Source organism: Mucilaginibacter flavidus (assembly GCF_024055575.1).
GTDB lineage: Bacteria > Bacteroidota > Bacteroidia > Sphingobacteriales > Sphingobacteriaceae > Mucilaginibacter > Mucilaginibacter flavidus.
The window spans coordinates 401,675-428,302 of the sequence record NZ_JAMXOE010000001.1 but is presented as its reverse complement, the minus strand read 5'-3'; the positions used below and the strand labels follow the sequence as shown (position 1 = coordinate 428,302).

At 44.6% G+C, this 26,628-nt stretch carries 18 protein-coding genes; 7 read left to right on the top strand and 11 right to left on the bottom strand.

All coding sequences use genetic code 11. From position 1 onward, the window contains the following. Window positions 1-229 precede the first annotated feature (229 nt). Window positions 230-1,945, top strand: coding sequence for an AAA domain-containing protein (locus NAF19_RS01885; protein ID WP_370362839.1), 1,716 nt, complete (start codon window positions 230-232; stop codon window positions 1,943-1,945). A gap of 308 nt (window positions 1,946-2,253) precedes the next feature. Here the strand turns inward: NAF19_RS01885 and NAF19_RS01880 are convergent, their stop codons facing one another. Further along, complete coding sequence (locus NAF19_RS01880) at window positions 2,254-3,645, bottom strand: alpha-amylase family glycosyl hydrolase (RefSeq protein ID WP_252788048.1); 1,392 nt, start codon at window positions 3,643-3,645, stop codon at window positions 2,254-2,256. A 1,218-nt stretch (window positions 3,646-4,863) separates the two neighbouring features. Here NAF19_RS01880 and NAF19_RS01875 point away from each other — a divergent pair. Together NAF19_RS01875 and NAF19_RS01870 are read left to right on the top strand one after the other, a co-directional pair. Next, window positions 4,864-8,103 carry a SusC/RagA family TonB-linked outer membrane protein gene (locus tag NAF19_RS01875; RefSeq protein WP_252788047.1) on the top strand — a complete coding sequence of 1,080 codons (3,240 nt, stop codon included), beginning with the start codon at window positions 4,864-4,866 and terminating at the stop codon, window positions 8,101-8,103. An 11-nt stretch (window positions 8,104-8,114) separates the two neighbouring features. Continuing rightward, the gene (locus tag NAF19_RS01870) at window positions 8,115-9,587 is read left to right on the top strand and encodes a SusD/RagB family nutrient-binding outer membrane lipoprotein (protein WP_252788046.1); all 1,473 of its coding nucleotides are present in this window, start codon (window positions 8,115-8,117) and stop codon (window positions 9,585-9,587) included. 408 nt (window positions 9,588-9,995) lie between these two features. On the opposite strand, the gene NAF19_RS01865 is transcribed toward NAF19_RS01870, so the two are convergent. The 4 genes from NAF19_RS01865 to NAF19_RS01850 all read right to left on the bottom strand — a co-directional run bounded on the left by NAF19_RS01865 (window position 9,996) and on the right by NAF19_RS01850 (window position 17,448). Further along, complete coding sequence (locus tag NAF19_RS01865) at window positions 9,996-12,338, bottom strand: S9 family peptidase (protein WP_252788045.1); 2,343 nt, start codon at window positions 12,336-12,338, stop codon at window positions 9,996-9,998. 615 nt (window positions 12,339-12,953) lie between these two features. Next, a complete protein-coding gene (locus NAF19_RS01860; RefSeq protein WP_252788044.1) occupies window positions 12,954-13,289 on the bottom strand; it encodes a hypothetical protein in 336 nt (111 codons plus the stop codon). 734 nt (window positions 13,290-14,023) lie between these two features. Continuing rightward, a complete protein-coding gene (locus NAF19_RS01855; RefSeq protein WP_252788043.1) occupies window positions 14,024-16,705 on the bottom strand; it encodes an alpha-L-rhamnosidase in 2,682 nt (893 codons plus the stop codon). Between the two features lie 155 nt (window positions 16,706-16,860). Continuing rightward, window positions 16,861-17,448, bottom strand: a complete 588-nt coding sequence (locus tag NAF19_RS01850; RefSeq protein ID WP_252788042.1) for a Uma2 family endonuclease — start codon at window positions 17,446-17,448, stop codon at window positions 16,861-16,863. Window positions 17,449-17,573: 125 nt separating this feature from the next. Between NAF19_RS01850 and NAF19_RS01845 the strand changes: the two genes are divergently transcribed. Then, window positions 17,574-19,382, top strand: coding sequence for a DNA polymerase III subunit gamma/tau (locus tag NAF19_RS01845; protein WP_252788041.1), 1,809 nt, complete (start codon window positions 17,574-17,576; stop codon window positions 19,380-19,382). 222 nt (window positions 19,383-19,604) lie between these two features. Beyond that, window positions 19,605-20,627, top strand: a complete 1,023-nt coding sequence (locus tag NAF19_RS01840; RefSeq protein WP_252788040.1) for a sterol desaturase family protein — start codon at window positions 19,605-19,607, stop codon at window positions 20,625-20,627. A 7-nt stretch (window positions 20,628-20,634) separates the two neighbouring features. Here the strand turns inward: NAF19_RS01840 and NAF19_RS01835 are convergent, their stop codons facing one another. Both NAF19_RS01835 and NAF19_RS01830 read right to left on the bottom strand, forming a co-directional pair. After that, window positions 20,635-21,162 (bottom strand): DinB family protein, encoded by a 528-nt coding sequence (locus NAF19_RS01835; RefSeq protein WP_252788039.1) that lies wholly within the window; start codon window positions 21,160-21,162, stop codon window positions 20,635-20,637. Window positions 21,163-21,215: 53 nt separating this feature from the next. Then, complete coding sequence (locus NAF19_RS01830; RefSeq protein ID WP_252788038.1) at window positions 21,216-22,532, bottom strand: gluconate:H+ symporter; 1,317 nt, start codon at window positions 22,530-22,532, stop codon at window positions 21,216-21,218. A gap of 110 nt (window positions 22,533-22,642) precedes the next feature. On the opposite strand from NAF19_RS01830, the gene NAF19_RS01825 reads away from it, so the two are divergent. After that, window positions 22,643-23,041, top strand: coding sequence for a VOC family protein (locus tag NAF19_RS01825; RefSeq protein WP_252788037.1), 399 nt, complete (start codon window positions 22,643-22,645; stop codon window positions 23,039-23,041). 65 nt (window positions 23,042-23,106) lie between these two features. Next, window positions 23,107-24,423, top strand: coding sequence for a multidrug effflux MFS transporter (locus tag NAF19_RS01820; protein ID WP_252788036.1), 1,317 nt, complete (start codon window positions 23,107-23,109; stop codon window positions 24,421-24,423). Window positions 24,424-24,511: 88 nt separating this feature from the next. On the opposite strand, the gene NAF19_RS01815 is transcribed toward NAF19_RS01820, so the two are convergent. The 4 genes from NAF19_RS01815 to NAF19_RS01800 form a co-directional block, all read right to left on the bottom strand. Then, the gene (locus NAF19_RS01815) at window positions 24,512-25,198 is read right to left on the bottom strand and encodes an ATP-dependent Clp protease proteolytic subunit (protein ID WP_252788035.1); all 687 of its coding nucleotides are present in this window, start codon (window positions 25,196-25,198) and stop codon (window positions 24,512-24,514) included. A gap of 12 nt (window positions 25,199-25,210) precedes the next feature. Further along, a complete protein-coding gene (locus NAF19_RS01810; RefSeq protein ID WP_252788034.1) occupies window positions 25,211-25,483 on the bottom strand; it encodes a hypothetical protein in 273 nt (90 codons plus the stop codon). Then, window positions 25,464-26,009 (bottom strand): RNA polymerase sigma factor, encoded by a 546-nt coding sequence (locus tag NAF19_RS01805; protein WP_252788033.1) that lies wholly within the window; start codon window positions 26,007-26,009, stop codon window positions 25,464-25,466. The genes NAF19_RS01810 and NAF19_RS01805 overlap by 20 nt, the downstream gene beginning before the upstream one ends. Before the next feature lie 211 nt (window positions 26,010-26,220). Continuing rightward, on the bottom strand, window positions 26,221-26,616 hold the full coding sequence (locus tag NAF19_RS01800) for a hypothetical protein (RefSeq protein ID WP_252788032.1): 396 nt from the start codon (window positions 26,614-26,616) through the stop codon (window positions 26,221-26,223). Window positions 26,617-26,628 lie beyond the last annotated feature (12 nt).

Below are 26,628 nucleotides of genomic sequence, written 5' to 3'. Positions count from 1 at the left end.
GCGCGGTTAGCCACTATCCATCCTTCAAAAAATTTCTCCCATCTTTGCACATGCCTTATTTTAAAAGCTGCTTGATTTATTAAAGATCGAGCGTGAGGAAGACCGTAATTCTTATTTAAAACTTACCGAAACATCGTCTGTAGCCGACCGCCGGGCTAACGGCCTAACCTGGTATCCTATAGCCATACGCGGGACTGAACCCAGTCGTGGCGATTATTTAACTGTTGAGGTGGAGCGTACTACGCACCATGATATTTCGCACCAGTTCAGGTTTGGCTCGCCGGCCGTTTTGTTTACCAACCACGACCCAAAGAAAGACCGTGTTGAAGGCACCGTTACCTACCAGGGCGGCAACCGCTTAAAAATTACTCTGTTTACTGATGAGTTGCCCGACTGGAGCCGCGATGGCAAACTGGGCATCGAATTGCTTTTTGATAACAACAGCTACGATGAAATGCAGAATGCCGTTAAACAGGCATCGGCAGTAAAAGAAAAACCGGAAGGCAGACTGGTCAATATTTTAACAGGGGAATTGCTCCCCGTGTTCACCCGCCAAAATCAATATCCAACTTTTGCAGGCTTAAACGCTTCGCAGCAACAGGCTGTTCAGGATATATTGGCGGCGCAGGATCTGGCCATTGTTCACGGTCCGCCGGGAACGGGAAAAACTACTACGCTGGTGCAGGCCATAAAGGCGCTCATCGCACAAAATAAAGAACAAATACTGGTTGTAGCACCGAGCAATACCGCTGTTGATTTACTGAGTGAAAAGTTAAGCGTAGAGGGTTTGAACGTATTGCGTATAGGGAACCCGGCGCGGGTATCTGAAAGGCTGATGTCGTTAACCCTTGACAGCAAAATGGCGGAGCACAGCTACGTGAAAGATGTAAAGAAGCTCAAAAAACAGGCCTCCGAATACAAAAATATGGCCCATAAATACAAGCGGAGCTTTGGCAAAGCTGAACGCGACCAGCGTAAGGCGCTGTTTGATGAGGCCCACAAAATAATGCGTGAGGTTGATAAAACCGAGCAGTTTATCATCGACGATTTGGTTGCCAAAGCACAGGTTATTACTGCTACGCTGGTTGGCTCAAATCATTACACCGTCCGCAATGTAAAGTTTAATACTGTGGTAATTGATGAAGCCGGACAGGCGCTTGAACCTGCCTGCTGGATACCGATATTGAAAGCTCAAAAGCTTATTATGGCCGGCGACCACCTACAGTTGGCCCCAACTATTAAATCGAACGAGGCAGCGCGTGCCGGGCTAAGCACCACTTTGCTGGAAAAGTGCGTTGCCTTGCACCCCGAAGCGGTAACGCTGCTGGAGGAACAATACCGCATGAATGAAACCATCATGGGCTTTTCGTCAAAAGAGTTTTATGGCGACAGGCTGAAGGCGCATGAATCCGTTGCTCACCGGTTATTAATTCCCGGCGACTTGCCTTTTACGTTTATTGATACAGCCGGCTGCGGTTTTGACGAAAAACTGGAAGGTACCAGTTCGATAAACCCGGAGGAAGCGGCGTTTTTAATAAAACATCTAACACAACTGGAAGAATCATTGCAGGTAGATGCGGCGGGCTTTCCGACCATTGCTGTAATATCACCCTATAAAGAACAAATCCGTGTTTTGCAGGAGCTGTTGTTAAGCTCTGAAGTATTACAAGCTCATGCAGATAAGATATCGGTTAACACCATCGACAGTTTCCAGGGACAGGAGCGCGACGTAGTTTATATCAGCATGACACGCAGCAATACCAGCGGCGATATCGGTTTCCTTGCTGATATCCGCCGGATGAACGTGGCCATTACCCGCGCAAAAAAGAAACTGGTTATTATTGGCGATAGCTCAACGCTGGGTAATTTTCCTTTTTATGCGGATTTGATTAAATATGCTGAAGGAGCTGGGGGATATAAGAGTGCGTGGGAGTTTATGGAGTAATGAGCTAAAAAAAATTGTCATTGCGAGCGCAGCGCGGCAACCGCGAACTTTACAGAGGGGAAAGAAAGGTAAGCTATCTGCACTGGCGGTTGTGCACGGCGTGCGGTTGCCGCGCTCGTACCTCGCTCGCAATGACAAAATTTGTTATTGAAGTGGTTTGGCTGTAATTAATACAAGGAAGCGGGAGCGCTCCCGCCCCTTGTAAACCAATTGTACGAAGAGAAAAAATCTTTATTGCTAGTCAGTGATCATTAGTCATTAGTGCTTTTCGGGGCACCTTCAAATTTTCAAATCACCACATCTTCAAATTATTTCTTTAATATCATATATTCATACGGCTGCAAAGTTACCTTGGCGCCTAATGTTGTGCCGGCATTTGTCATTCCGTTTGTCCATGCGCCTTGTAAGGCAGCGGGGACGGCAAAGTCATTTACGCCGTTTTTGGCGTTCACTAATATCAGCACATCATCAGTTCCGGCTTTCTTTTCAAAAGCGATGACGTTGGTATCATTATATGGTGTTAATGTCCCGGTTTTGATTGCTTCATGAGCGATACGGAACGCTATTATCTTTTTGTAAGCAGCCGTCATGTCGGGGTTGGTGCTCCAGTCGATGGCGTCGTTACTAAAAATGCTTAATTGTTTAGGGCTGCCGACTTCCTGACCTGTATAAAGCAATGGTATTCCGTTCATATAGGCGGCCAGCACATAAGCAGCAAGCGCGCCCTGTTTACCCTTGTAAACGGTTACCGTGGCGCCATCGCTCGATGTTACATCATGGTTGGTGCTGTACCTTAATTTAAAACCGCCGGGGGCTAATGTGTTATTTTCATTTGTATTGCTGGTAAATAATGCACTTGGCGCTTGGGTACCGGCAAAAACTCCTTTCAGCGTGCCATAAAAATCAAATGCGTAAGTCATTTGGAAACCGCTGTTAAACATGCTGGTTTTCACGCCCTCAGCAAGTAATACCAGTTTGCGGTTAGTAAACTTATGTAAGGTATCAATCGTTTGTTTCCAAAAATCATCGGGTACAAAATCAACAGCATCGCAACGGTAGCCATCAACATTGGCGGTTAGTACCCAAAACTTCATGGCGCGTATCATGGCGGTGCGCATGGCGGTGCTGTTATAATCCAACGCGGCCACGTCGTTCCAGCCTGTACCCGGCGGACTTATAATATTACCCGCCCCATCCTGTTTATACCACGATTTGTTGTTTATCCAGGCGTTATCCCAGCTTGTATGGTCGGCTACCCAATCAAGTATTACGGCCATATTGCGGTTGTGGGCTTCGGTTACAAGATTACGCAGGTCGTCGAGGTTCCCAAATTCGCTGTTTACTGCGTTATAATCTTTAACGGCATAGGGCGAGCCCAGTCCCCCCGCTGATTTCAGTACGCCTACCGGGTAGGTCGGCATCAGCCAAACGGTATTAACGCCAAGCGCCTTTATCGAATCGAGCCTGGCGAGCACACCGGCAAGGTTATGCGATGAACTGAACGAGCGCAGGTTAACCTCGTACATAACAATATCCTTGGTATCGGGCACGCCTGTAAATGGTGTGCCGTAGGCCGCAGGGTCTTTATAAGTGTCAACAGGTTTGGTAGCAATGGTATCGGGCTTGGTGGGGGTAACTGCTTTTTTACCGCAGCCCGTCCCCAAAAAGGCCGATAATAGTATTATTAGTAAACTGTTCATTTGGAATTTTAAATTGTAAATTTTCATACTCACTTTCCTTTTTGTCTTAATTAAATGCTGCCCTGTTTTTTTATTATCTACCTCAAAAATACGGGCATTTTGTTGGGTTATAGCATTGCCTGTTTTTAAATAAACAGTTAACCGGGCATCTGCCTAAAATGTCTTATTATTTAAGTTTGTATGAAAGAAGAGCTTTATAAAGTTTATTCTCCGTTTCTCTGTGCTTCTCTTTGTGAACTCCGTGGTTAATTTTTACCACAGAGTTCACTGAGAAGGCACGGAGGCCGCTGAGTTTGAAAATCATAATTTGCCTCTTCTTTATATTAATTTTTAACTATGGTATAAGCGTAATATTTCGGGTTAACCTGGCTCATGTCCAGTGTAACAGTGTAGTTTCCTGCATCGTTAATGGTAACTGCTCCCGGGTCGTTAAAAATAAGCTTACCGGTTAATGAATTTGCATCGGCAGGGCCATAGTTGATATCTTATGTCTCGTTAGCACGGAATTTTAATAAGCCCCACTTTAAAAAATGATGTTTTGAGCTGATCAATTTTGGTGATAATAGTACCAATAAACCAGATTCTGATTTAATTTTTGCAGGAATTTATCCCGGCGTTCTTAGAAAAAAATTGAAAATTCATCGTATTGTTGCTGCTGGCTATAGTCAACAACAAAGTTTTACACTAAAAAATCTGCATTTATTTCAGCTGTTTCCTGCCGGATAACTCATTTTTCCAGGTTGAAATTTAAACTAAAACTAAAACTTTGGGAGATAAAAAGCCCCTTGAAATAGGTTTTAAGGCAATATTCGGAAAAAAAAAGCGCCATTTAAATACGATGTCATATTGGACAATACATTCCAATATGTTTTATAATACATCTCAATATCCCATCAATATCTGCCTTTATTAAAAAAGAAGCCGGAAAATACCTCGCGTATTTTCCGGCCACAATTAACTAATAACTGCCTTATTATTATAGATTTACTATTAACTAATAGTTACAAATAACTCAGGTAGTTGTGCTTTTGAAACGGCCGAAAATCTGAATTGTTATACTAAATTATTGTAAATAGTTCGTTACGATTAATTTACATTCTGTAAACAAAATATTACAGAAATAAATTTTAGTTAAACGAAAAGTAGCTGTACGTTTACCGCCTTTATTGCGTTAACTAACTAACGCTAAACATTAACTATTAAATTATCTATTTATTCATGAAAAAAATTCTACTACTGAATTTGTGCTTTCTCCTTTTAGCCGCGGGCCGGCTATTTGCACAAACTCATGCCGTAACCGGGACAGTTACGGCTAAAGAAGATGGCTTACCGCTGCCAGGCGTAACGGTATCCATAAAAGGAACAACAAACGGAACCCAAACCGACGTTAATGGTAAATACACTTTAAGCATACCCGATGGTGGTTCACTTTCGTTCAGCTTTTTGGGTTATGCTACCCAGTTACAAACCCCAACCGGAAACACGCTAAATGTGGTAATGGTTGCAACCGCCCAACAGCTTGGTGAAGTGGTTGTTACCGGCGCACTTGGTTTAACACGTACACGTAACCAGCAAAGCTATGCGGCGCAACAGGTTAACGGCGATGAAGTTAGCAAGCAACGCTCAACCAACTTTATTGATGGACTGTCGGGCAAGGTAGCCGGTTTGGAGATCCGCCAGAATAATGCTTTGGGCGGCTCAACCAACGTGGTGTTGCGTGGTAACAAATCAATTTACGGTAATAACCAGGCGCTGTTTGTTATTGATGGTGTGCCGGTTGATAATACCAATACCAACGGTGGCGACCAACAGCAAGGTGGCGGCGGTTATGACTACGGTAGCCCCGCATCTGACATTAACCCTGATGATATTGAAAACGTTACTGTGTTAAAAGGTGCCGGTGCAACAGCATTGTATGGCTCACGCGGTAGCAACGGTGTTATCTTAATTACCACCAAGAAAGCCAAAAAAGGCCTGGGTATTGTTGTTAACTCAACTGTTAGCTTTGGTGCGATAGATAAATCAACCTTTGCACAATATCAAAAGCAATATGGCGCAGGCTATGGCGGTACATTCTACTCCGGAAATGTATTTGGCAATCCAAATGCTAAAGTTGTGCAAACAGATGCTGATGCATCAAACGGGCCGGCTTTTAATCCTGGTTTAAATGTATATCAATGGAATGCCTTTGACCCAAGTTCGCCAAATTATGGTAAAGCCACACCATGGGTTGCCGCTAAAAACGACCCTACTACATTTTTTGAAAAGCCGGTATCAACCAATAACAGTATCATGATTACCAATGGTGGTGATAATGGCACTTTTAAATTGGGATATACCAACAGCAATGAAAATGGCGTAATACCAAACAGTAATTTAAAAAAGAACCTGGTTGATTTTTCGGGGACTTATAACATTACACCCAAATTAATAGTAGGCGCAAGCATAAACTATTACAACACTAACGGCACTGGCCGTGGCGGAACCGGTTATGACGGTGCAAACTCCGATAACAGGAACGTTGTCTCTGGTTTCAGGCAATGGTGGGAAACAAACGTTGACGTGCAGGAGCTTAAGGCTGCTTACGACCGTACAAAATCAAACATAACCTGGAACATGGCCGACCCAAGACACGGCAACACCTTCCCTGCTTATTGGAACAACCCGTATTGGGTAACCGAACATAACTATGAAACCGACTCGCGTAACAGGTATTTAGGTAATATCAACCTGAATTATAAAGCAACAAGCTGGTTAAGCTTCATGGGCCGTGTATCGTTGGATACTTATTCGGAACTGCAGGAAGAGCGTTATGACGTGGGCAGTATTGGCCTTCCTTACTATTCAAGGTTTAACCATAACTATTCCGAAACCAACTTCGACCTGTTAGCCAACGTTAATAAAAACCTGGGTAACGATTTTAACCTGAAAGCATTGTTGGGTACCAACATCAGGAAAAACAGCGATAATAGTATTTTTGCGAGCACCAACGGCGGTTTAATTATACCTGGTTTATACTCGTTGACCAATACATTAAGTTCGCCCTTATCGCCAACAGAGGTTTACCAACGCAGGGAAATCAATGGTGTTTTTGCAGGTGCAACCCTTACCTGGAAAAATATGTTAACGGTTGATGGTACAATCCGCAGGGACCAGTCATCAACCTTACCGGCAGTAAATAATAAATATTACTATCCTTCAGTTTCGGCCGGCTTTATTTTTTCTGAACTGCTTAAACAATACAGCTGGTTATCATACGGAAAGTTAAGGGCCAGCTATGCACAGGTTGGTGCCGATGCGCCGATTTACAGTGTTAACGATACTTATACTATCGTGCCACCGTTTGGCTCAAACCCGCAAACAGTTGCCAGCACAACCAAAAACAACGCCAACCTGAAACCTGAGCAAACCAAAAGCAAGGAAATTGGCCTGGAGTTGTCATTCTTTAACAATCGTTTAGGTTTTGACGGTAGCTACTACGTAACCAATACTTTTGATGAAATATTGCCTGTAAACGTATCCGGAGCTACCGGTTATACTGCGGAATATTTAAACGCAGGTAACGTGCGCAATAAAGGCTTCGAGCTTTCATTAAACGGTACCCCGTTGAAGTCGAAAGATTTTAGCTGGAAAATTAACCTGAATTTTACCCGCAACCGCAACGAAGTTACCGCATTGTTTAAAGATGCAACCGGCAACGAGGCGCAAAACCTGCAGTTAGGCAGCTTCCAGAATGGCGAAACCTTAAACGCACCGCTTCATGGCTCGCTGGGTACCATCAGGGGAACAGATTATACTTACTATAAAAACGGCCAGCCAATAGTAGGTCCTGATGGACAGTATGTTTTAACAGGTTCGTCAAACCACGACATCGGTAACACAAACCCCGATTGGACCGGTGGTATCAATAACAACTTTACTTACAAAGGTTTTAATTTAAGCTTCCTTATCGATATCCGTAAAGGCGGTTCGGTATTCTCTAACGACTTAGCTTATGGGTTAGCTGACGGGATTTACCCGTTAACTGCTTATACAAACGATTTAGGGAACCCGGTACGCAGCCCGCTTACTACAGGTACAAACAGCGGTGGCTTTATCCGTCCGGGCGTTACTGCCGATGGTCAGCCCAATACCGTGCGTGTGCCCGGTGGCCCTTATGGCTCATTTGGCGATGGCGCAGGCTTATTACCGTTAAAAGCATTTGTGTATGATGCCAGCTTCATTAAATTAAGGGAAGCTATTTTGGGCTACACACTGCCACAGGGTGCAATTGGCAAGTTAGGGCCGGTAAAAGAGGTTACGTTCCAGGTTATTGGCCGTAACTTATGGATAATCCATAAAAACCTGCCTTATGCCGACCCTGAAGAAGGATTATCATCAGGCAACCTGCAGGGCATACAGGAAGGTGCATACCCAACTGTGCGTACCATTTCGTTTAATTTAAAACTACGTTTCTAATCATCACAGATATGAAAAAAACAGCATTAATTTTTGCAGCCTTGCTTACTTTGGGGGCCTGCAAAAAGGATTTGACAAGTTTAAATGTCGATCCGAAAAACCCTTCCACCGTGCCATCCTACTCGTTGTTTACCGAGGCTGAGAGGTTGTTGACCAATACGGTGACGTCGCCAAGTGTGAATTTAAATATATTCAGGTTAATTGAACAGCAATGGACAGAAACCCAATATTTAAATGAAACCCAATACCAGATAAGCTACCGTAAACAACCCGATGGCATCTGGACCGCCCTTTATACCAACACACTGCAAAATTTCGAAAAATCGAAACAAGCTATGGTCCTTGATGTGAAAGACGCCGGGACGCTTAAAAATCAAACGGCTATTGCCGATATTTTGCAGGTGTACAGCTATTATTATTTGGTTACTACTTTCGGTAATATTCCATATTCTGAAGCTTTGGATATTAATAAGCCGTTTCCAAAGTATGATGATGCCAAAACTGTATACACTGCATTGTTAACCCGCCTTGATGCCGACATAGCGGCATTGGATCCAAATTCTGGCAGCATAGGTGCAGCTGATATAATTTATGGTGGCGATGTAAACAAATGGAAAAAGTTTGCCAACACATTCAAGCTTAAAATGGGCATAACCATTGCCGATTCAGACCCGGCAACGGCAAAATCCACTGTTGAGGCTGCTGTTACCGCAGGCGTTTTTACATCGAATGATGATAATGCCTTATTCCAATATGTTGCAACCCCGCCAAACACCAATCCAATTTGGGTTAACCTGGTACAAAGCCAAAGGCACGATTTTGTGGGTACAAGTCAATTCATCGATTTGCTTAATCCTAATACCCCAACACAGGACCCAAGGCTTCCATATTTCTTTGCCAAAAGTGCATCCAACAACATTTACGAAGGTGCAGATAACGGCACAGGTGATGGTTCGCTTGCATTTTCAGATTACTCGTTACCGGCAGGAGCACTGTTAACGCCAGGCGCTATCGGAAACCTTACCAACCCTGACTTCCCTGGCCTGCTGTTAGACTACTCGGAAACAGAATTTAACCTTGCGGAAGCAGTTGCACGGGGATACGCTGTTGGTGGTACTATTCAATCGCACTATACTGCCGCGATAAGCGCCTCTGTATTGTATTGGACAGGCGCCAACCCAACCGGGACTTTCCTTGCACAAACCAATATTGCCTATGCAACCGCTGCCGGTGCTACACCGCTGCAAAAAATTGCCGGTCAGGAGTATATCGCCCTTTATAACAGGGGATGGGATGCCTGGATAGTAAATAGGAAACTGGATTACCCGGCATTGGTGCCACCACCCAGCGCGTTTAGCGATTTCCCGGTGCGCTTTACCTACCCTATAAGCGAACAAAATGTTAACAAGCCAAACTACGACAAGGCATCTGCTGCCATCGGTGGTGACGTGGTAACTACAAAGCTTTTCTTTGATACCCATTAATTTGGCTTCATTAATTTAAATACTTTACAAATCTTTATCCCCGGTTGTGAAAGCAGCCGGGGATTTTGTTTAAATCGACGCGTCAGTTGTCAATTCCTGCTTTGCTATTATTTTCACGTTTTGCCTGCTGGTTTTTAGTAATTATTTGATTTTGTGATCGTTATATCATAGCAGCCTCGAAATTGTGTCAACCCTGTCAACCCGCGCTTTTTTTGCTTTGTTCATCGGTAGCTTTCGACTAAAGGCTACTAGTTTTGTCAATTTATCGTTTGAACGTACACCAGCGTCGCATAAAATTTCCGAAGAGCGAATGCGCTGGAGTTTTTTAAGGATCATTCTATCATCCAACAAAAAAAGCCTGCCCCGAAAAGGAGCAGGCCATATAAAAAGATACAGGTTTCCTAATTTTTACCTTCCGCCACCATTGCGTGGGTCGGATTTGGCTTTTAGCTGGTATTCGTGCGGTGGCTCAACACCAAGGAGGTTCTTTACGAAATAGTCCCAGCGACGGCGCGTCATGTACGGCGAATACTGGCCATAGCCATGCGGACTGTTAGGGAACACCACCAGGTCATAATCCTTGCCGGCTTTCTCAAGCGCTTCAACAACTAATAAGGTGTTATATGGCGGTACGTTATCGTCCATTAAGCCGTGGGCAAGCATCAGTTTACCTTTCAGATTTTTTGCCAGGTTTTGGTTGGCCTGGGCAGCGTAGTCAGCATTGCCTACTAATCCGTTGTAGCGTTCGCCCCAATCATCCTCGTAGTTAAGGTTTTCGTGGTTGCCCGATTCTGATATGCCAACTTTAAAGAAGTCAGGATAACGGAACATCGCGCCGGCTGTAGCAAAACCACCGCCTGAGTGTCCCCATATACCAACGCGGGTTGTGTCCATGTAACCATATTTCGAGGCCAGTTGGCGAATAGCTGTTATCTGGTCGGGCAAGGTGTTTTCGGCCATGTTACCATAGCTCATATCGTGAAAGCTTTTTGAACGCAGCGGGTTGCTGGTGCCTTCAACCTCAACTACTATAAAGCCCAACTCTGCAAGCGCCTGTCCATCGCCCCTTGAAGCTGCGAACGACCAACTGCCAACGCTACCTCCCTGCGGACCAGGATAGATATAATCAATAATTGGATATTTCTTATTCGGATCGAGTTTTGACGGAGTTATCATCAAACCATAGATATCTGTTTTGCCGTCATGGGCCTTAACAGAGAACGTAGTTAGGGGTTTCCAGCCGGTAGCCATTAACCTTGATACATCAGCTTTTTCTAAGGTGGCAATCATTTTGCCGTTCAAATCGCGCAGCACGGTAACCGGTGGTACGTCTGGTTTTGAGTAGCTGTCAACAAAGTAATTGCCGTTTGGCGATAAAGTAACGTTATGGTTGCCCGCCTCAGGTGTAAGATTGGCGAAATGTTTGCCATCGAAACCAATTTTGCAGAATTGTGCAAAGTAAGGATTCTCTGCCTGGCGGTCATCAGCCGTGAAATAAATCATGCGGGCTTTTTCGTCAATCTTTAAAATGTTGGTGACTAAGTAGTCGCCTGTGGTTATCTGGTTTTTAACCTTGCCGGTGGTGGCATCATACAAATAAAGGTGGCCCCAGTTATCGCGTTCTGAGAACCAGATAATTTCGTTCGATTTATCCAGGTAGCGCCAGTTAATGCCGCCGTGACCTGATTCAAACTGTGTTTTTACAGTCTCTTCAAAAACTTCGCGTACGTCGCCGGTAGCAGCATCAGCAATGCGAACTTTTTCGTTTTTATGATCGCGCGATGTTGACACGAAAGCAACTTTCGTGTTATCTGAACTGAAGTAAATATCATCCATAGTACCGCTGCTGGCGATGTCATCGCTCAATGTAGCGCGGTGCGGATCAGGAGCAACTTTGGTCATTACCACTTTTGCATTGTCAATATCGATGATGCAGCGTTGTATCATTGGTATCTCGCCACCAGGCAGCGGGTATTTCCATTCTTTAAGGGTTGGTTTGCCTACGTTGGTAGTAACCAGGTACATATCGCTAACCTTGCGCTGGTCGTCTTTAAAAGTGGCGATCTTTTTCGAGTCAGACGACCATATCAAAATTGCATTATCGCTGTGTTTCCAGCCGGCGTTATCTGTGGCATAGCCATAATCTTTAACACCGTCGGTAGTTAGCTGGGTTTCTTTTTTGGTTTCCATATCGCGCACCCAAAGGTTCCAGTCGCGAATGAAAGCGCCTTTTTTGCCATCCGGCGATAGGTTTACACCACCTGCGCCGCCTCTGCCACCACGCCTTCCGCCGCCGCCTGCTTCAGCAGCCATGGGCGAACCATCTTCGGTAACAACATACGAGCCCAGGTCGGCTTTCCATTGCTTGCCATCAGCCATAAACACAATGGCTTTCCCATCTGCCGAAAAGGTGAACCTTTGAAAAGGCAGCATTGCTGCGGTGTATTGTTTACCGGTTGCTGTAGAAAGACCTGCGGCAAGTTTTGCCTGGTCGAATGCTGCTGAGCGTGTGCCTTTAGCCGGGTCGACCAATATAAATTCGCTGCCGGTAGCATTCAGGTTACGGTACCAGAAACGACCATCGGGCAGCCAATCCGGGCGTACCGTGGCGTTATCAATCAGTGGTTCGGTGCCATAGCTCAAAAAGCTTTCGGCGCGTTCATAATCTTTTGTTGTGAGAGGAGGGCCCTGCTGGGCACGGGCGGAAAATACCAGGGCACAGGGTATGGCCGCGAGTAAAAATTTGTTCATAGCTTTATAAGTCAGTTATCAGCAAACCAAGCTACAGCAAATAAATAGCTTTCACAAATTTGAGGGCTTGTGTAATATTATTGTGGCAGAAGATTTCGGATTTGCGCCACCGCTAAAGCTAAGGCGGCACGCGGTCGGATGTTCGATGTCGGAATTTTTAAGGACCTCTTCCGCAGGGTCTCTCGACAGAGGACCCAGCTGTGGATTAACATTTCAGAACAAAATAGCTTGTATGCATTCTTCGGCTCGATTATTACACACCAACGCAGGGTCCTCTACGAGTTTAAGTTAATCCACAAAAAACATATGGATTTTTGCAGCGGGCAGTTAGGTGAATTAAAGAGGCGTAGCCTCGGCCGGATATTGTAGCCACGGGTTTTAACCCGTGGAATAAAGACGAAATTGATTCAGAACCTTAGGTTCGACCAATATTTTTGAATATTTACACCTTAATATATTTCGTGCCGATGGCACTCTTTTTTTTAAAAAATCAATCTACCATGGGTTGAAACCCGTGGCTACAATATGTTTCAGGCCGATGGCCCTTTAATATACTTGAAGAATTTTTATGGGTTAACTTAAATCTTTGACAGACCTGCGAGGAAAAAAATAATATTAAAACTCTATATCAAAATTACCATTGGGTGAAATCTTATCGGACTTAATCCCATAAGATAACATTATAGTGAAATCCTTAATTCCAAATTTAAATCGCTCGACACCTTTCATAAGGGGAAAATCAATGCGAAAATCGTTACAAATAAAATTTACATAAACCCTTCTTTTGATTTCCTTTTTCAATTTGAAGGTTAAATGACGTTCTGCTCCATCACTACATAACATGATTAATTTACACGTATTGATATTGGTTAAATCATAAGAATATTTTATGTCGCCATCTAAATTAGATTCAATTGATGTTATTGATTTCAAAGCTGTATTAAAATTCATTCTGTGTTTTTAATATTTCGCTATAAACTCAGGCCTGTTTGAGAACTCGTAGTCCTAATCCTTAATTAGTTTATTATCAGCGCCACAAAAAGGGCATTTCACTAACGTTACAGGCTTTTTCAGAATGTTAGGAAAGATGTTTGATGCCTTTTCTCTTACGTCTAATGAAAATCACAATCAGGGATATTACCAGTATTACCAATATTAAAACATTTCCAGTTATAAGAACGCCTAAAAAAATTGAAATATCATCAAATCCCCGAAATAGTGCTTTTGTAATAACTTCCGAAAAATAGGTAAACAGTGCTGATATTACTATCCATAGCGAAAAATGGATTAAAATTATCTTTTTCATTCTGAAATTTATGCCCGTTGGTGCATTCGTAGTCTTTACCTTACAAACAATTGAATAATGCTATGAAATATATGTTTGATATCTGTTGCTAAGCTTTCTTGTTTGACATAATATGCTAAGTTACATTTTTCTCATTTCTCTTCTTCGCTTGTTGATTATGCCACCAAAGGGCAAAGAACTGCGTGGTGTGTAAAAAGCCGCTACTGATCATGCGGCATCCTGCAAAATACAAATATTGCATGAAAATTGAATATGTTGATTATTAGCATGTTTCATAGCGTTTCGGGTGTTCCACGTAGGGAAATGGAACGCATTACTGGCATGATTATGGAAAACTCACATTAAGTTGAAGGCTAAAGTATGCGATATACCCCTACCACTATTTTATCAAATAAGCATAATTCCCCGCCACAACCTTTAACCCATTAACCGCATTAACTGCCTTTCCATTGGCGGTAATCGTTTTTCCCGCCGGGAAGTAAATCATCGCCGTAGAATTTGCCGGAATAACCACCGAATATTCAACCACATCACCCTTCCTTTTCCAGGCAGAAACAATTTTACCATACGGGCCGGTATGTTCCGATTCAAAATGGTCGAGCTTTTCTACAAAATTGGGCGTCAGCAATACATTTTTAAAGCCCGGCGATTGCGGGTCGGGTTTTATACCGCCGATACCTTTATAGTACCAGGCGCCAATTTCGCCAAACATAATATGGTTTAATGATAGGGCGTCATCGGCATCGATATTCCAGTTTTCATACAGCGTAGTCGCTCCACGTGCTATCCACCATCCCCAGGATGGGAAAGTTTCCTGCGAGGCAATGGAGTAGGCAACATCAGCATACCCATTATCGCTCAATGCGCTTAATATGGCTTTGGTGCCTAAAATCCCAACATCCAAGTGGTTGTTGGCCTCTTTAACCCGGTCGGCAAGTACCGACGCTACTTTGTGTTTAAGGCCGTCGGGCACCATGCCCCAAAACAACGGTACGCTTTGTTCTGTTTGAAAACCTTTGTCGTAAATGCCGGTTGCGGTGTTTAAATATTTTGCATTGAATGCGGTCTTAATTTTTAATGCCAGCGCCTCATACTTTTTCTGGTCATCCAGCCTGCCGAATAATTTTGCCGCTTTTGCCATGATGGTAACATCAGCGAAATAATAGGCGGTCGAGGTAAACTCAACCGGTGTTACCGATTTTACCGGCACCCAGTCGCCCAGCCCCCAGGTGGTGAGGCCGGTAGGGTAGAGGTCGTCAATGTGGTTTACATATTTTTTTATGGCATCGTAATTATCGCCCAGGGTTTTGCTGTCGCCATAAAACAGGTACAGGTTCCAGGGGATAATGGCTACCGTGCTGGTCCAGTCGGGCCCATTGCCCCACTCGTAACCCCAACCGTTCGACGGGATGATGGAGGGCAGCACGCCGTTTGGCTGCTGTTCGTCGCGGTGATCCGCCATCCATTTTTCATAGATGGTAATGCCGTCGAAATTATACAAGCCGGTTTCGCTGGCTATGTGCGCATCGCCGGTCCAGCCGTTCTTTTCGCGCTGCGGACAATCAGTAGGGTAACCAAAAAAGTTCGACAGGTATGAAGTATTTGTCGCCTGCCAGATCTTATTAAGCGTATTGCTCGACGAATTGATTGTACCGACAGCTTCTACATCGCTGTGCATAAAATAACCGGATAGGCTTTCTTTTTTTAGTTCGATAGGTTTGTCGCTGCTAACCTCAACATATTGAAAACCCTTATAGTTAAAGCGGGGCATAAAAGTTTCTTCGTCTTTTCCGCTTAAAATAAATATATCGGTTTGGAAAGGGTCCTGGTCATCAGTTGGGCGGTAGTGGATGTCGATATTCGATTGGTCGGCAAACCCATTTTTGCCCAGTTTCTCCGCATGCTTAAGGCGGATAACCGTGCCTGCTTCGCCTTTAACAGTTATACTGCTTACGCCCGAAATGTTGCGACCCAAATCAAAGAGGTATGTTTTATCATCCAGCTTTTTGATGCTTTGCACTGGGATTTTTTCTATGGCACGGATCGGCTGCATGGTTTGTGCAACTATATTATTCGATGGCGCCGACCGGTCAAACGCATCTTTCCAGGCCGTGTCAATAAATGAAGCCGTGTTCCATCCAGGTAGCTCCAGGCGCGCATCGTAATGTTCGGCGGTATAAATACTGTTGAATGTGATGGGGCCGGTGTGGGTCTTCCAATTCCGGTTTGATGATATGGTTTCTGTCGTGCCATCGGTGTAGGTGACGCGTAAATCCAGGCAAAATGCCGGCCGGTTACGCCATGGCGATTTGTCGAAATACCATACGGCCGTACTCTGGTGGTTATACCAGCCATTGCCCAGCAATACACCTACTGCATTTTTACCTGCTTGCAATTGCCGGGTAACATCATAAGTAACATAAAGTGTCCGCCTGTCGAACCGGGTGTACATTGGGTCGAGGCGGTGATTACCGATTTTTTCGCCGTTAACATATAATTCATACAATCCTGCTACCGCAATGTAAGCCCGTGCCGATTTTATTTTTTTGGTGATATCAAACGCATGCCTAAAATAGGGTGCCGGTTTGGTATTGGCGTTATGCCCATCGCTTATCCAGCCGCCTTTCCAGTTTACCATGCCCATAAGCCCGGTTTCAAATGTAGCCACCGGCGATGTAACAGTTTTGCCATCCTTGTCCCAAACCTGCACCCGCCAGTAGTATTTGGTGTATGGCTGCAAGGCTTTTCCGTTATAGTTTACGCGATTAACATCGCTCATAATTTTAACTTTTTGCCAGTTGTTGGCGATGCCTTTGGTTAACTCAACTGAATCGGTGCTCACTGATAATTGGTAAGCTGTTTGTTTTGCGCCCTGCCTGCGGTCGTCCATCACCCACATTAACCGCGGATGGGGCGAATCCACACCGATAGGGTTGGCGAGGTATTCGCATTCAAGCCGGGTGACTTTTGCGACTGCGTTAGCAAAAGCAACGTTAAAAATCAGTAATGCACCGATAAGGACTATGTTTAATGGCGATTTTTTTGAAAAGTTAGTGGTCATCAATAGCTGTTGAAATAAAATAATTTACCGCAGTAAGGTCAAAATAATTGGGCTGATTGTATTTGCCGCCCAAATTTAGAGATTACACATAAACGACCATCCTGCACCGTCTGCCAGTTGGAGCTAAATTAAAACACGTAAACCAGGTGGCAAATTTATTGCAACTGGTCGGCAAAGAGATCGTCGAGGCTAATCAACAGGCCCGGCAAAATAGGGGTGATTATTTCATCGCCAATAGTAAGCATATCAGACGACTGGAAAGTGCCATTTACCAACGAGTATTTAAAAAATGTTTTTTCAACTGGATGAATAATCCAATACTCAAGTACTCCGGCTTCCTCGTAAGCATCTTTTTTATTTTTCAACTCTTTTTTGTTATTACCTGGCGATAATATTTCAACCACTATGTCCGGCGCACCAATACATCCCCTGGCATCCACCTTGTTAGGGTCACAAATCACGCAGATATCAGGTTGAACCACTGTCGTAATATCTTTGTCATTAATTGAGCGTCTTTTTAACCTAACATCAAATGGGGCTGAAAAAACCCTGCACGGTTTATGCTTTAAGTGGTTGTACAATTCAACAAATAAAACTCCTGAAATTATTTGATGTACCGATCCCGGAGCCGGACTCATGGTGAATATTTTCCCCTTAATTAATTCCAGCCGCTCATCAAACGTCCACTTGAGATAGTCGGCGTAGGTGTAAGTTTTGTTTATATCAAGGTCTGATAGCTGCATGAGTATATTATCTTATACAAATTTAAAAAAAAATATCGGCACCGTCACATCTGTAAAGTTTCATTGCCCCGGTAATTTACCCACATACCTTTTAACATAACTTTATTGTTATTACCTTAGTAGCTGTGGATAATTTTATTGTTTCGGCACGCAAATATCGTCCGGTTACTTTTGAAAGCGTTGTTGGCCAGCAACATATAACCAATACGCTAAAAAACGCCATTAAGAATAATCAGCTGGCGCAGGCGTTTTTATTCTGCGGTCCGCGTGGCGTGGGCAAAACTACCTGTGCCCGTATCCTTGCAAAAACCATAAACTGCGAAAATTTACAGCCAAACGGCGAAGCTTGCGGCGTTTGCGCGTCCTGCCAGTCGTTTCAAAACGGTAACTCTTTTAATATCCATGAACTGGATGCCGCCTCCAATAACTCGGTAGATGATATCCGCAGCCTGATTGAGCAGGTGCGTATACCGCCACAGGGTGTGAGGTATAAGATCTATATCATTGATGAGGTGCACATGCTGTCGCAGGCAGCCTTCAACGCGTTTTTGAAAACGCTGGAAGAGCCGCCGCATTATGCCATATTTATACTGGCCACTACCGAGAAGCATAAAATACTGCCAACCATACTTTCGCGCTGCCAGATATTTGATTTTAACCGCATCCGGGTTGAAGATATGGCGTCGCACCTCGCATCCATCGCCCAAAAAGAAAATATCAGTTACGAGGTAGACGGACTGCATATCATCGCCCAAAAAGCCGACGGCGGCCTGCGCGATGCCCTGTCCATGTTCGACCAGATCGTGAGTTTTTCCGGCAGCAACGTTACCTACCGCTCGGTAATCGACAACCTGAACATCCTCGACTACGATTACTACTTTAACATAACCGACAAGCTGCTGGGCCAGGACAATGCCCAAACGCTGTTGTTGTTTGATGAAATCCTTTCGCGCGGTTTTGATGGCGCACACTTTATATCCGGCCTGTCTGAACACTTTCGCAACCTGCTGGTAGGAAAAGACCAGGCCACTTTAAAGCTGCTGGAAGTTAGCGAAGGTATCCGCAATAAATACCTGCAGCAATCGCAGGCGGCGACGGTGTCATTCCTGTTATCGGCCATGAATATTGCCAACCAGTGCGATATTGGCTATAAGCTCAGCAAGAATCAGCGACTACAGGTGGAACTCGCCCTGCTCAAGATGTGTAACCTGCAGGCGGTCTTTAATTTGGCCGTAACGCCGCTCACTTCAATGCCCGCATCGCAGGAGCAATTAAAAAAAAAACCTGATTCCGCAGCAATAACCCCGGTTACTGAACAAAAACCGGCTGCCGAAACGCCTGTAATTAATACGGTGAAGCCTGTTGCCCCTGTTGTAGAAAGACAGGCGGCACACCCGCCCGTTGCTGAAATTATAAAAGAAGAAGCCGCCGCTGAAAAGCCTAAAATATTTATACCAAACGCACATTCTCCCTCTACATCGGTAAAAATACCGTCGTTAAAAGATGTGGGTAAAACCAAGGAGGCTATGGCCGAGGAGGAAGATCCCTACATTAAAGGCGATGCCAAAAACGATTACACGCCCGACCATCTCCTAAAATGCTGGAGCGACTACGCGGCAATGATGAAGGCCGACGGGAAGAAAAACCTGCTCACCATTTTTACCACTAATCCCCCGAGGCAGCTTAAGCCAAACTTATTCGAAGTAATAGTGGAGAATAAGGTTCAGGAAAACGTGTTCAGGGATGAGCGGCCCAACCTGCTCAACTATTTGCGTACGACGCTAAAAAACTTCGATATAGAAATAAATGCGCGCATTGACGAAGTTGCGGTGGTAAAGCGGCCGTATACTGCGTCTGAAAAATTTCAGCACATGGCGGCCAAAAACCCGGCGCTGGTTGAACTTAAGACCAAGTTTAACCTTGATTTTGATTAGCAAATCAAATTAAAAAACGTTGTCATTGCGAGCGAGGTACGAGCGCGGCAATCTCATCGCTATGCATTGTTCGCCATTCGTGGGTAGAGAGGCAGGGCGACGAGGTTGCCGCGCTTCGCTCGCAATGACAAAGTTGAGTAACTAGCCCGGCAATGGCGTGTTGGGTGTAGATTTTCAACAAAACTTCTTACCTTGCATTTACCAATTATTAATATTTGTACGATGAATATTTTACAGGGCGCCTGGAACGACATCAGCGGCTTCTTCGGTTACGACGAATTGCTCAAAATTTTAAAGACTGGTAATTATAGCGAATTTTTAACCCTTAAAGGTATTGAAGCCGCAATAGGGCCTATTCTCCCTTTGATATTAGTATTTGAAGTTATCCGGGCTGCTTTCTATAAACGTTTTAAGGTCTTCGATTATAAAATATCCTTTTTTACCTTCGTATTTAATGCATTTATAGGCCAGTTAATTTCCATAGGCGCTTACGTTTTTTGTGTCGGTCTTTTCCAGCCACATGCTATTTTCGATACCACGTTTACCTGGTATTGGTTTATTTATAGCTATGTAGTTTGGGAGTTTTCGCATTTTATCTATCACTTTTTGGCGCATAAAGTGCGGATATTATGGTGCCTGCATTCAACCCATCATGCACCAGCGAGCATGAACTTATCAGTTTCTTACGCACATTTTTTTCTCGAGGGGCCTTATGCTACAGTAATCAGGACGTCAATTTGTATGTTGTTGGGCGTTAATCCCGCAGTACTGGCAGTAATTATGTTTGTCGACGGTACTTGGGGCGGCTTTATCCACATCGGTGAGAACATAGCCAATGATGCACGCTTCGGCTTTCTTGGTAAGATCATTCTTACGCCATCCCACCACCGCGTGCACCATGCCAAAAACCCCAAGTACATGGATACCAACTTTTGCAACCTGTTGAATATCTGGGACAAAGTTTTCGGAACCTACCAACCAGAAGACCGCGACATGCCGATTGAATACGGTATTACCCGGCCCATGAAACCGCATAGTTTTTTAGATGCCTATTTCGGCGAAATAGTGGGCCTGGCAAAAGATGTTGCCAAAGCTCCGGGACTAAAAAACAAAGTCCTCTACATCATCATGCCCCCCGGCTGGAGCCACACCGGCGACCATAAAACATCGGCAGTTGTAAGGAAGGCTTATTTTGAGGGAGAGAAGAAGAAGGAAAGTAAATCGCAGGAATTGGTTGAGGGGTAGGGCCTCTTTACCTATCCTTATAAAGCTTCCTGATCATACTGATTTGTCCCCGGTGATAAATTTCATCCTCGGCCATGTGGTATAAAACCCAGGCGAGGTTGCAGCCCGTTTCATCATCATAGTCGTCAATCCGCCTGATAAGATCTTCGTGGGTAAGTTTGGTTAATGCATCAAGCATCAATTCCCTCGATTCGGTAAGCTGAGCAACGTAATCTTCAACCGGTTGCCGAATAATCAATTTCGGGAGATGCACCCCCATATCCAGTGCAGGCGTCCATCTTTCGTTTTCCTCATCGGTAAGTTTTCGGCCTTCTACAAATTCTATCCGGAAATAGGTTTCAATACCCACTATATGCGATAACAAGGCGCCGATAGTATTCCATCCTTCTTTATATTGCCAATCCAATTCCTCTACCGAAAGGTTTTTAAGCGATAGGATAGTTGTAATTCGCGTATCCTGCAAAATTCCCTGTATGTAATCTAATGAGTGGTCGGATAGTTTACCGAATTCGATGTTAAATGCTCTTTTTAACATGTTTTAAAAATCTCAATATTAGTCAATCGCACGGGGCCGCGGCTTTTTTTCCTCTACACTATTGCGTTCAAAACCAACACACCACCCAACCCTACAACCGACACTATCGTTTCCATCACCGACCATGACTTTATTGTATCCTTTATTGATAAGTTAAAATATTCTTTAAACAACCAAAAGCCGCCGTCGTTTACGTGCGAAAATGCCAGGCTTCCTGCGCCGATTGCGAGCACCATTAAATTGGGGTTGATGCTATGATCGTGGGTCACCATCGACGATATAATGCCCGCAGCCGTTAGCCCTGCAACAGTTGCTGACCCAAGGCTGATGCGGATAATGGCCGCGATGAGCCATCCCAGGAACAAGGGCTGCACATTAAGGCTTTTAAACAGGGTGGTGATAGTTTGAGTGATCCCGCTATCGGTAAGCACTTGTTTAAATGCACCGGAGCCGGCAATAATTAGCAGGATGAGCGATATATCTTTAGCCGCATCACCATAAATTCCGCCAAGGTGTTTCAATGTTTTTCCCTGGCGGACACCCAGGGTAAAGGTTGCCACAATAAGCGAGATAAGCATAACAATGGGGGCATCGCCTATAAATGCGATCAGCCTGTGGGCTTGCCCCTTTGACGTATCCAGGTTGAGATATACGGTGGTGGCCATTATAAGAATAACAGGCAGCAGCGCAGTTAAAAAGCTATTGGCCGCTCCGGGCAGTTTGTCTGACGGTATTTCTTTGGCGATAAAAGTCTCCAACGGATTTGACGGGATTTTTTTTAACGCCAGTGCAAACACCGGTCCGGCCAATATTACAGCGGGGATAGCCAGGATAAGCCCGTAAAATAAAGTAGTGCCCATATCGGCATGGAAAATAGCAACTAACGCCGTTGGTGAAGGATGTGGGGGTAAAAACCCATGAGTAACTGACAAGGCAGCCAGCATCGGCAGGCCGATATAAACAGCAGGCAGTTTGTATTTATAGGTTACTGAAAAAATGAGCGGTACCACCAGCACAAACCCGGTGTTATAAAACAAAGGTATCCCAATAATAAAGCCCACAATCAGCAAAGCCCATTGAACATGTTTAACACCAAAAGCATTAACCAAAACTTCCGCTATCTTTTGAGCTGCGCCGCTTTCGGCCACCAGTTTACCCAACATTGCGCCCAGGCAGATGATAATGGTAATAGAGCTTAACGTATCACCAAGTCCTTTTTGAACCGATGCGGTAACTTTATCCAAAGGTATACCCAGCAGCAAGCCCGCTGTTATTGAAACAATAAGAAACGCCACAAAAGGAGTTACTTTAAGCCAGCTAACTAATAAAACAAGCAGGAGAATGCAGAAAAGGATGGTGAGTAGTATCATGGTTAATGATTGGTTTATTGGCAGCGATAACGCCCTAAAGTAACAACATTATTCCAATTTGAAATTTTTGCGCGACAAAAACTTTGTACTTTAGTAAAAAATAAACCCAAATGAAACTGATACCCTATCTAAACTTCGCAGGCAATACCGAAGAAGCTTTAAATTATTACCAGAAGGTTTTTAATGGTACCGTTCACGATTTAAACCGCTTTGGCGATATGTTCCCGCCCGAGGCAAACTATAAAGACAAAATAATGCACGCCCGCCTTGAGTTTGGCGACAGCATGCTGATGTTTAGCGATGGCATGCCCGGTACACCTATCGACCATGGCAACGGCATCTACCTAAGCATCGGCCTCAACGACGAGGCCCAGGCTCGCTCAATTTTCGACCAGTTGGGCGAGGGAGGCAAAATAACCATGCCGTTAGAAGTGCAGTTTTGGGGCGCCCTGTTCGGCCAGGTTATGGATAAGTTTGGCGTTAGCTGGATGATAAATTGCGAGATGTGAGCCCCAGCCCCTAAAGGGGAGCAATGAACTATTAACCACAGTGTAGGCGAGGTAATTTTTAGGTCATGTTTACCTGTCACCTGAGGCGTCAGGGCGGTTTCCTTAAAAAGCATCTCTATCTTAGCAACCCGGCAGACATAACCGGGCTATTCGCCATGACAAGAAAACGTTACGTACTTATTGTATTAATATTAGGGGCACTTACGGCAATTGCACCATTTTCAATCGACATGTATTTGCCGGGCTTCCCGCAAATTGCAGCCTCTCTGCACACCACCACGGTGCAGGTATCACTTTCTTTGTCAGGCTTTTTTATCGGAATTTCCGCCGGGCAGTTGCTATATGGTCCCTTGCTTGATAGGTTTGGGCGGAAGAAACCCTTGTACATCGGTTTGGTGCTGTACATAGCTGCTTCAATTGCATGTTTTTTTGTTGGGTCGATAGAACAGCTGATCGTGTTGCGTTTTATACAGGCGATAGGCAGTTGCGCGGCAACGGTGGCTGCTATGGCAATGGTACGTGATATTTTCCCGATCGGCGAAAACGCAAAAGTATTTGCCTTGCTGATCCTGATATTAGGCGTATCGCCAATGCTGGCGCCAACTGTAGGCGGCTATATTACCACAGCCTTTGGCTGGCAGTTAATTTTTTTGATACTGGCAGCAATAGCATTCCTGATATTGTTGGCGGTAATCTTCCTTTTACCCGAAAGTTACCAGCCCGATCCGCATTATTCGTTAAAACCAATTCCTATTATAACCAGCTTTTGGTCGGTTATGAAGCATCCGCAGTTTTATACTTATGCAGTTTGCGGGGCAATAGGTTTCTCTGGTTTATTCGCTTACCTGGCTGCCTCGCCTTTTGTTTTTATGGATGTCTACGGCATCAGCGCCAAAGTTTATGGGTGGATTTTTGCACTGCTTTCCATTGGTTTTATTGGTTCCAGCCAGTTTAATGGTATGCTCACCAGGAGGTATAAAAGCGAGCAGATAGTAAACGTTACATTACCGGCAATGGTGATTATTGGCATTATATTTTTAATTGGTTCCGCCGGTAACTGGCTGGGCATCTACGGCACCATTACCAGCGTATTTGCATTTTTATGCTGCGTGGGTATAACCTATCCCAACACAGCGGCGCTGTCTCTTGCACCATTCGGCAAAAATGCTGGAACGGCTGCGGCCCTGATGGGTTGCCTGCAAATGGCCATGGGTACGCTTACATCAGTAGTGGTAAGCATGTTTAAAAGCCGCAGCACCATCCCCATGGCGGGATTAATGGCAACTGCGGCTGTTGTGGCTTTTTTTGTGCTGATAATAGGCAGAAGAAATATCAGGCAACGTGTCGAAGCGTCTGAAGAAGTTGGTGCGGGAGTGCATTGATTTTAGTCCATAGACCATAGACGATAGTCCATAGGATATACTATCCTTATACTTGTTTTACTATGGTCTATGGTCCATCGACTATGGACTAGCTCCCCAGCACCTCATCAACTATCCCAAACTCCTTTGCCTCAACGCCGTCCATCCAAAAGTCGCGGTCTGATACTTCGTGGATTTTCTCGTAGCTCTGGCCACTGTGTTTACTCAGGATGGTGTAAAGTTCTTTCTTAACTTTCAACACTTCGCGGGCAGTAATTTCGATATCTGATGCCTGGCCCTGTACGCCGCCCAAAGGCTGATGCAGCATTACGCGCGAATGTGTTAGTGCAGCCCGCTTTCCCGTTTTACCGGCAGATAACAGCACCGATGCCATCGAAGCTGCCATGCCGGTGCAAATGGTTGCCACATCGGGCGTAATGAGTTGCATGGTATCATAAATGCCATAACCGGCGTACACCGAACCGCCCGGCGAATTGATGTACATCTGGATATCCCGCTTCGGGTCGGCTGATTGCAGGAACAGCAGCTGCGCTTGTATAATATTAGCAATGTTGTCATCCACAGCAGCACCCAGGAAAATTATCCTGTCCATCATCAGGCGCGAAAACACGTCCATCTGGGACACACGCAGTTCACGTTCCTCGGTGATGTAAGGCGTCATTGCCTGCGGTAACCGGCTCGTTTCTATCGCGTTGATGTAATTATCCAGCGGTTGTTTTTTGACATAGCAATGCCCCTCCGCAAATTTGCGGAACTCGTTTTTATCGATATTCATAAAATTATTGGTTTATCGTTTACTAAAGATTTGCCTTATTTTTTCGCTAAGGCTTTTATGCCGCGCCTGGCTGAACAGGCTTTGGTGCACGGCTTCAATCTCCTGTTTCAGCTGGTTACGGCCGTACAGTTTTATTTTATTATAGGCAGATTTTTGCCATTGTAGCTTTTCGTTCAATTCATCATCAAGCAGCAGCTTTGCTTCAAACACCAGTGTGTCGCCTGGCGCCGAAAGCTGCAGCAGGTGCGCTTCTATTTGTTCGGTTTCAATTAAGGAAGTCCTCATACGTTAGCGATTTTTGTTTAATGGTTTCCCTAACTTTCTCCAAACATTTATATTTCTGCACGGTAGCCGAGCGCACGCCCGAAAAGCCAAACAGTGTTGCGGCATCGGCAAGTGGCACGTTGTCGTAATAAAAGGAGCGGAGCAAATCCATGCATTTTTTGCCGGCCGTTGCCAGGTAATGCATCAGTTTGTTTTCCGAATAATCTTCTTCAGCGTTACCTTCCTCCAAATCAATACCGTCGATAGGGGAGTGCAGCACGTTATCTTTAAACCTGCGTAGCCATAAGTGTTTACTTGTCCCCAGTAAATAAGCCTTCTCATTGGTTTTTATCGAAACCGTACCCGCGGCCGCTTTTTCATAGTAAATAACTAAAGCATCCTGGAAAACATCCTTAGCCTCGTCAAACGAGCCACCCATTTTACTGATATACCTTGCCACCGACGGGAACGCGCTTTTATATAAGGCTATAAAAAGCCGCTCCCTGTCTGCTGCTGTAGCCCGAATTAAGTTGTTTATCTCCGGCATAGTTTTGTTGTTTTTAATAGTAAGTGCAAGTAGTCGTTAAACTATCACCATAAATTTAAAAATACGTCCAATCTCATCGTCATGCCGAATTTATTTCGGCACCCCACAGGACAGGTTGACAGCATGCAGGCCACTTAGCAAGTGAGGTGCTGAAACAAGTTCAGCATGACGGGAGGGATGGAAAACTGCAACTAATACTCTATACTGCTACTTACTCCTTCACCGCCGTCACCCTCGAATTCTCACTCCCCTTCGTTTCAAATGTAATCTCCGTAGCGCTTGCCTTTGTAACATAAAAAGCAAAACTACGTGTGCTTCCATCCGGCAAATTCTCATTTAGCTGTATTTTATCGCCATCAGCTGTGAATTTTCCTTTTGATAACGCACTGCCGCTCCACATAATTACAAAAGTACTGTCTTTTGAAAATTCAATAGACGCGCCTTGCTGTTTTAATTCGGTCGCAGCTATATCCGGCCGGTCGTGGGTGGGGTGTTCAATTTTTATATAATCCCATTTGCCGTAAAGCCCGGCCGAATTAACGGATGGTTTGCAGCTTAAAATGAAGCATAGGCAAACAAAAAACAAAGACAATTTTAGCTCCTTCATTATCAGCATCTA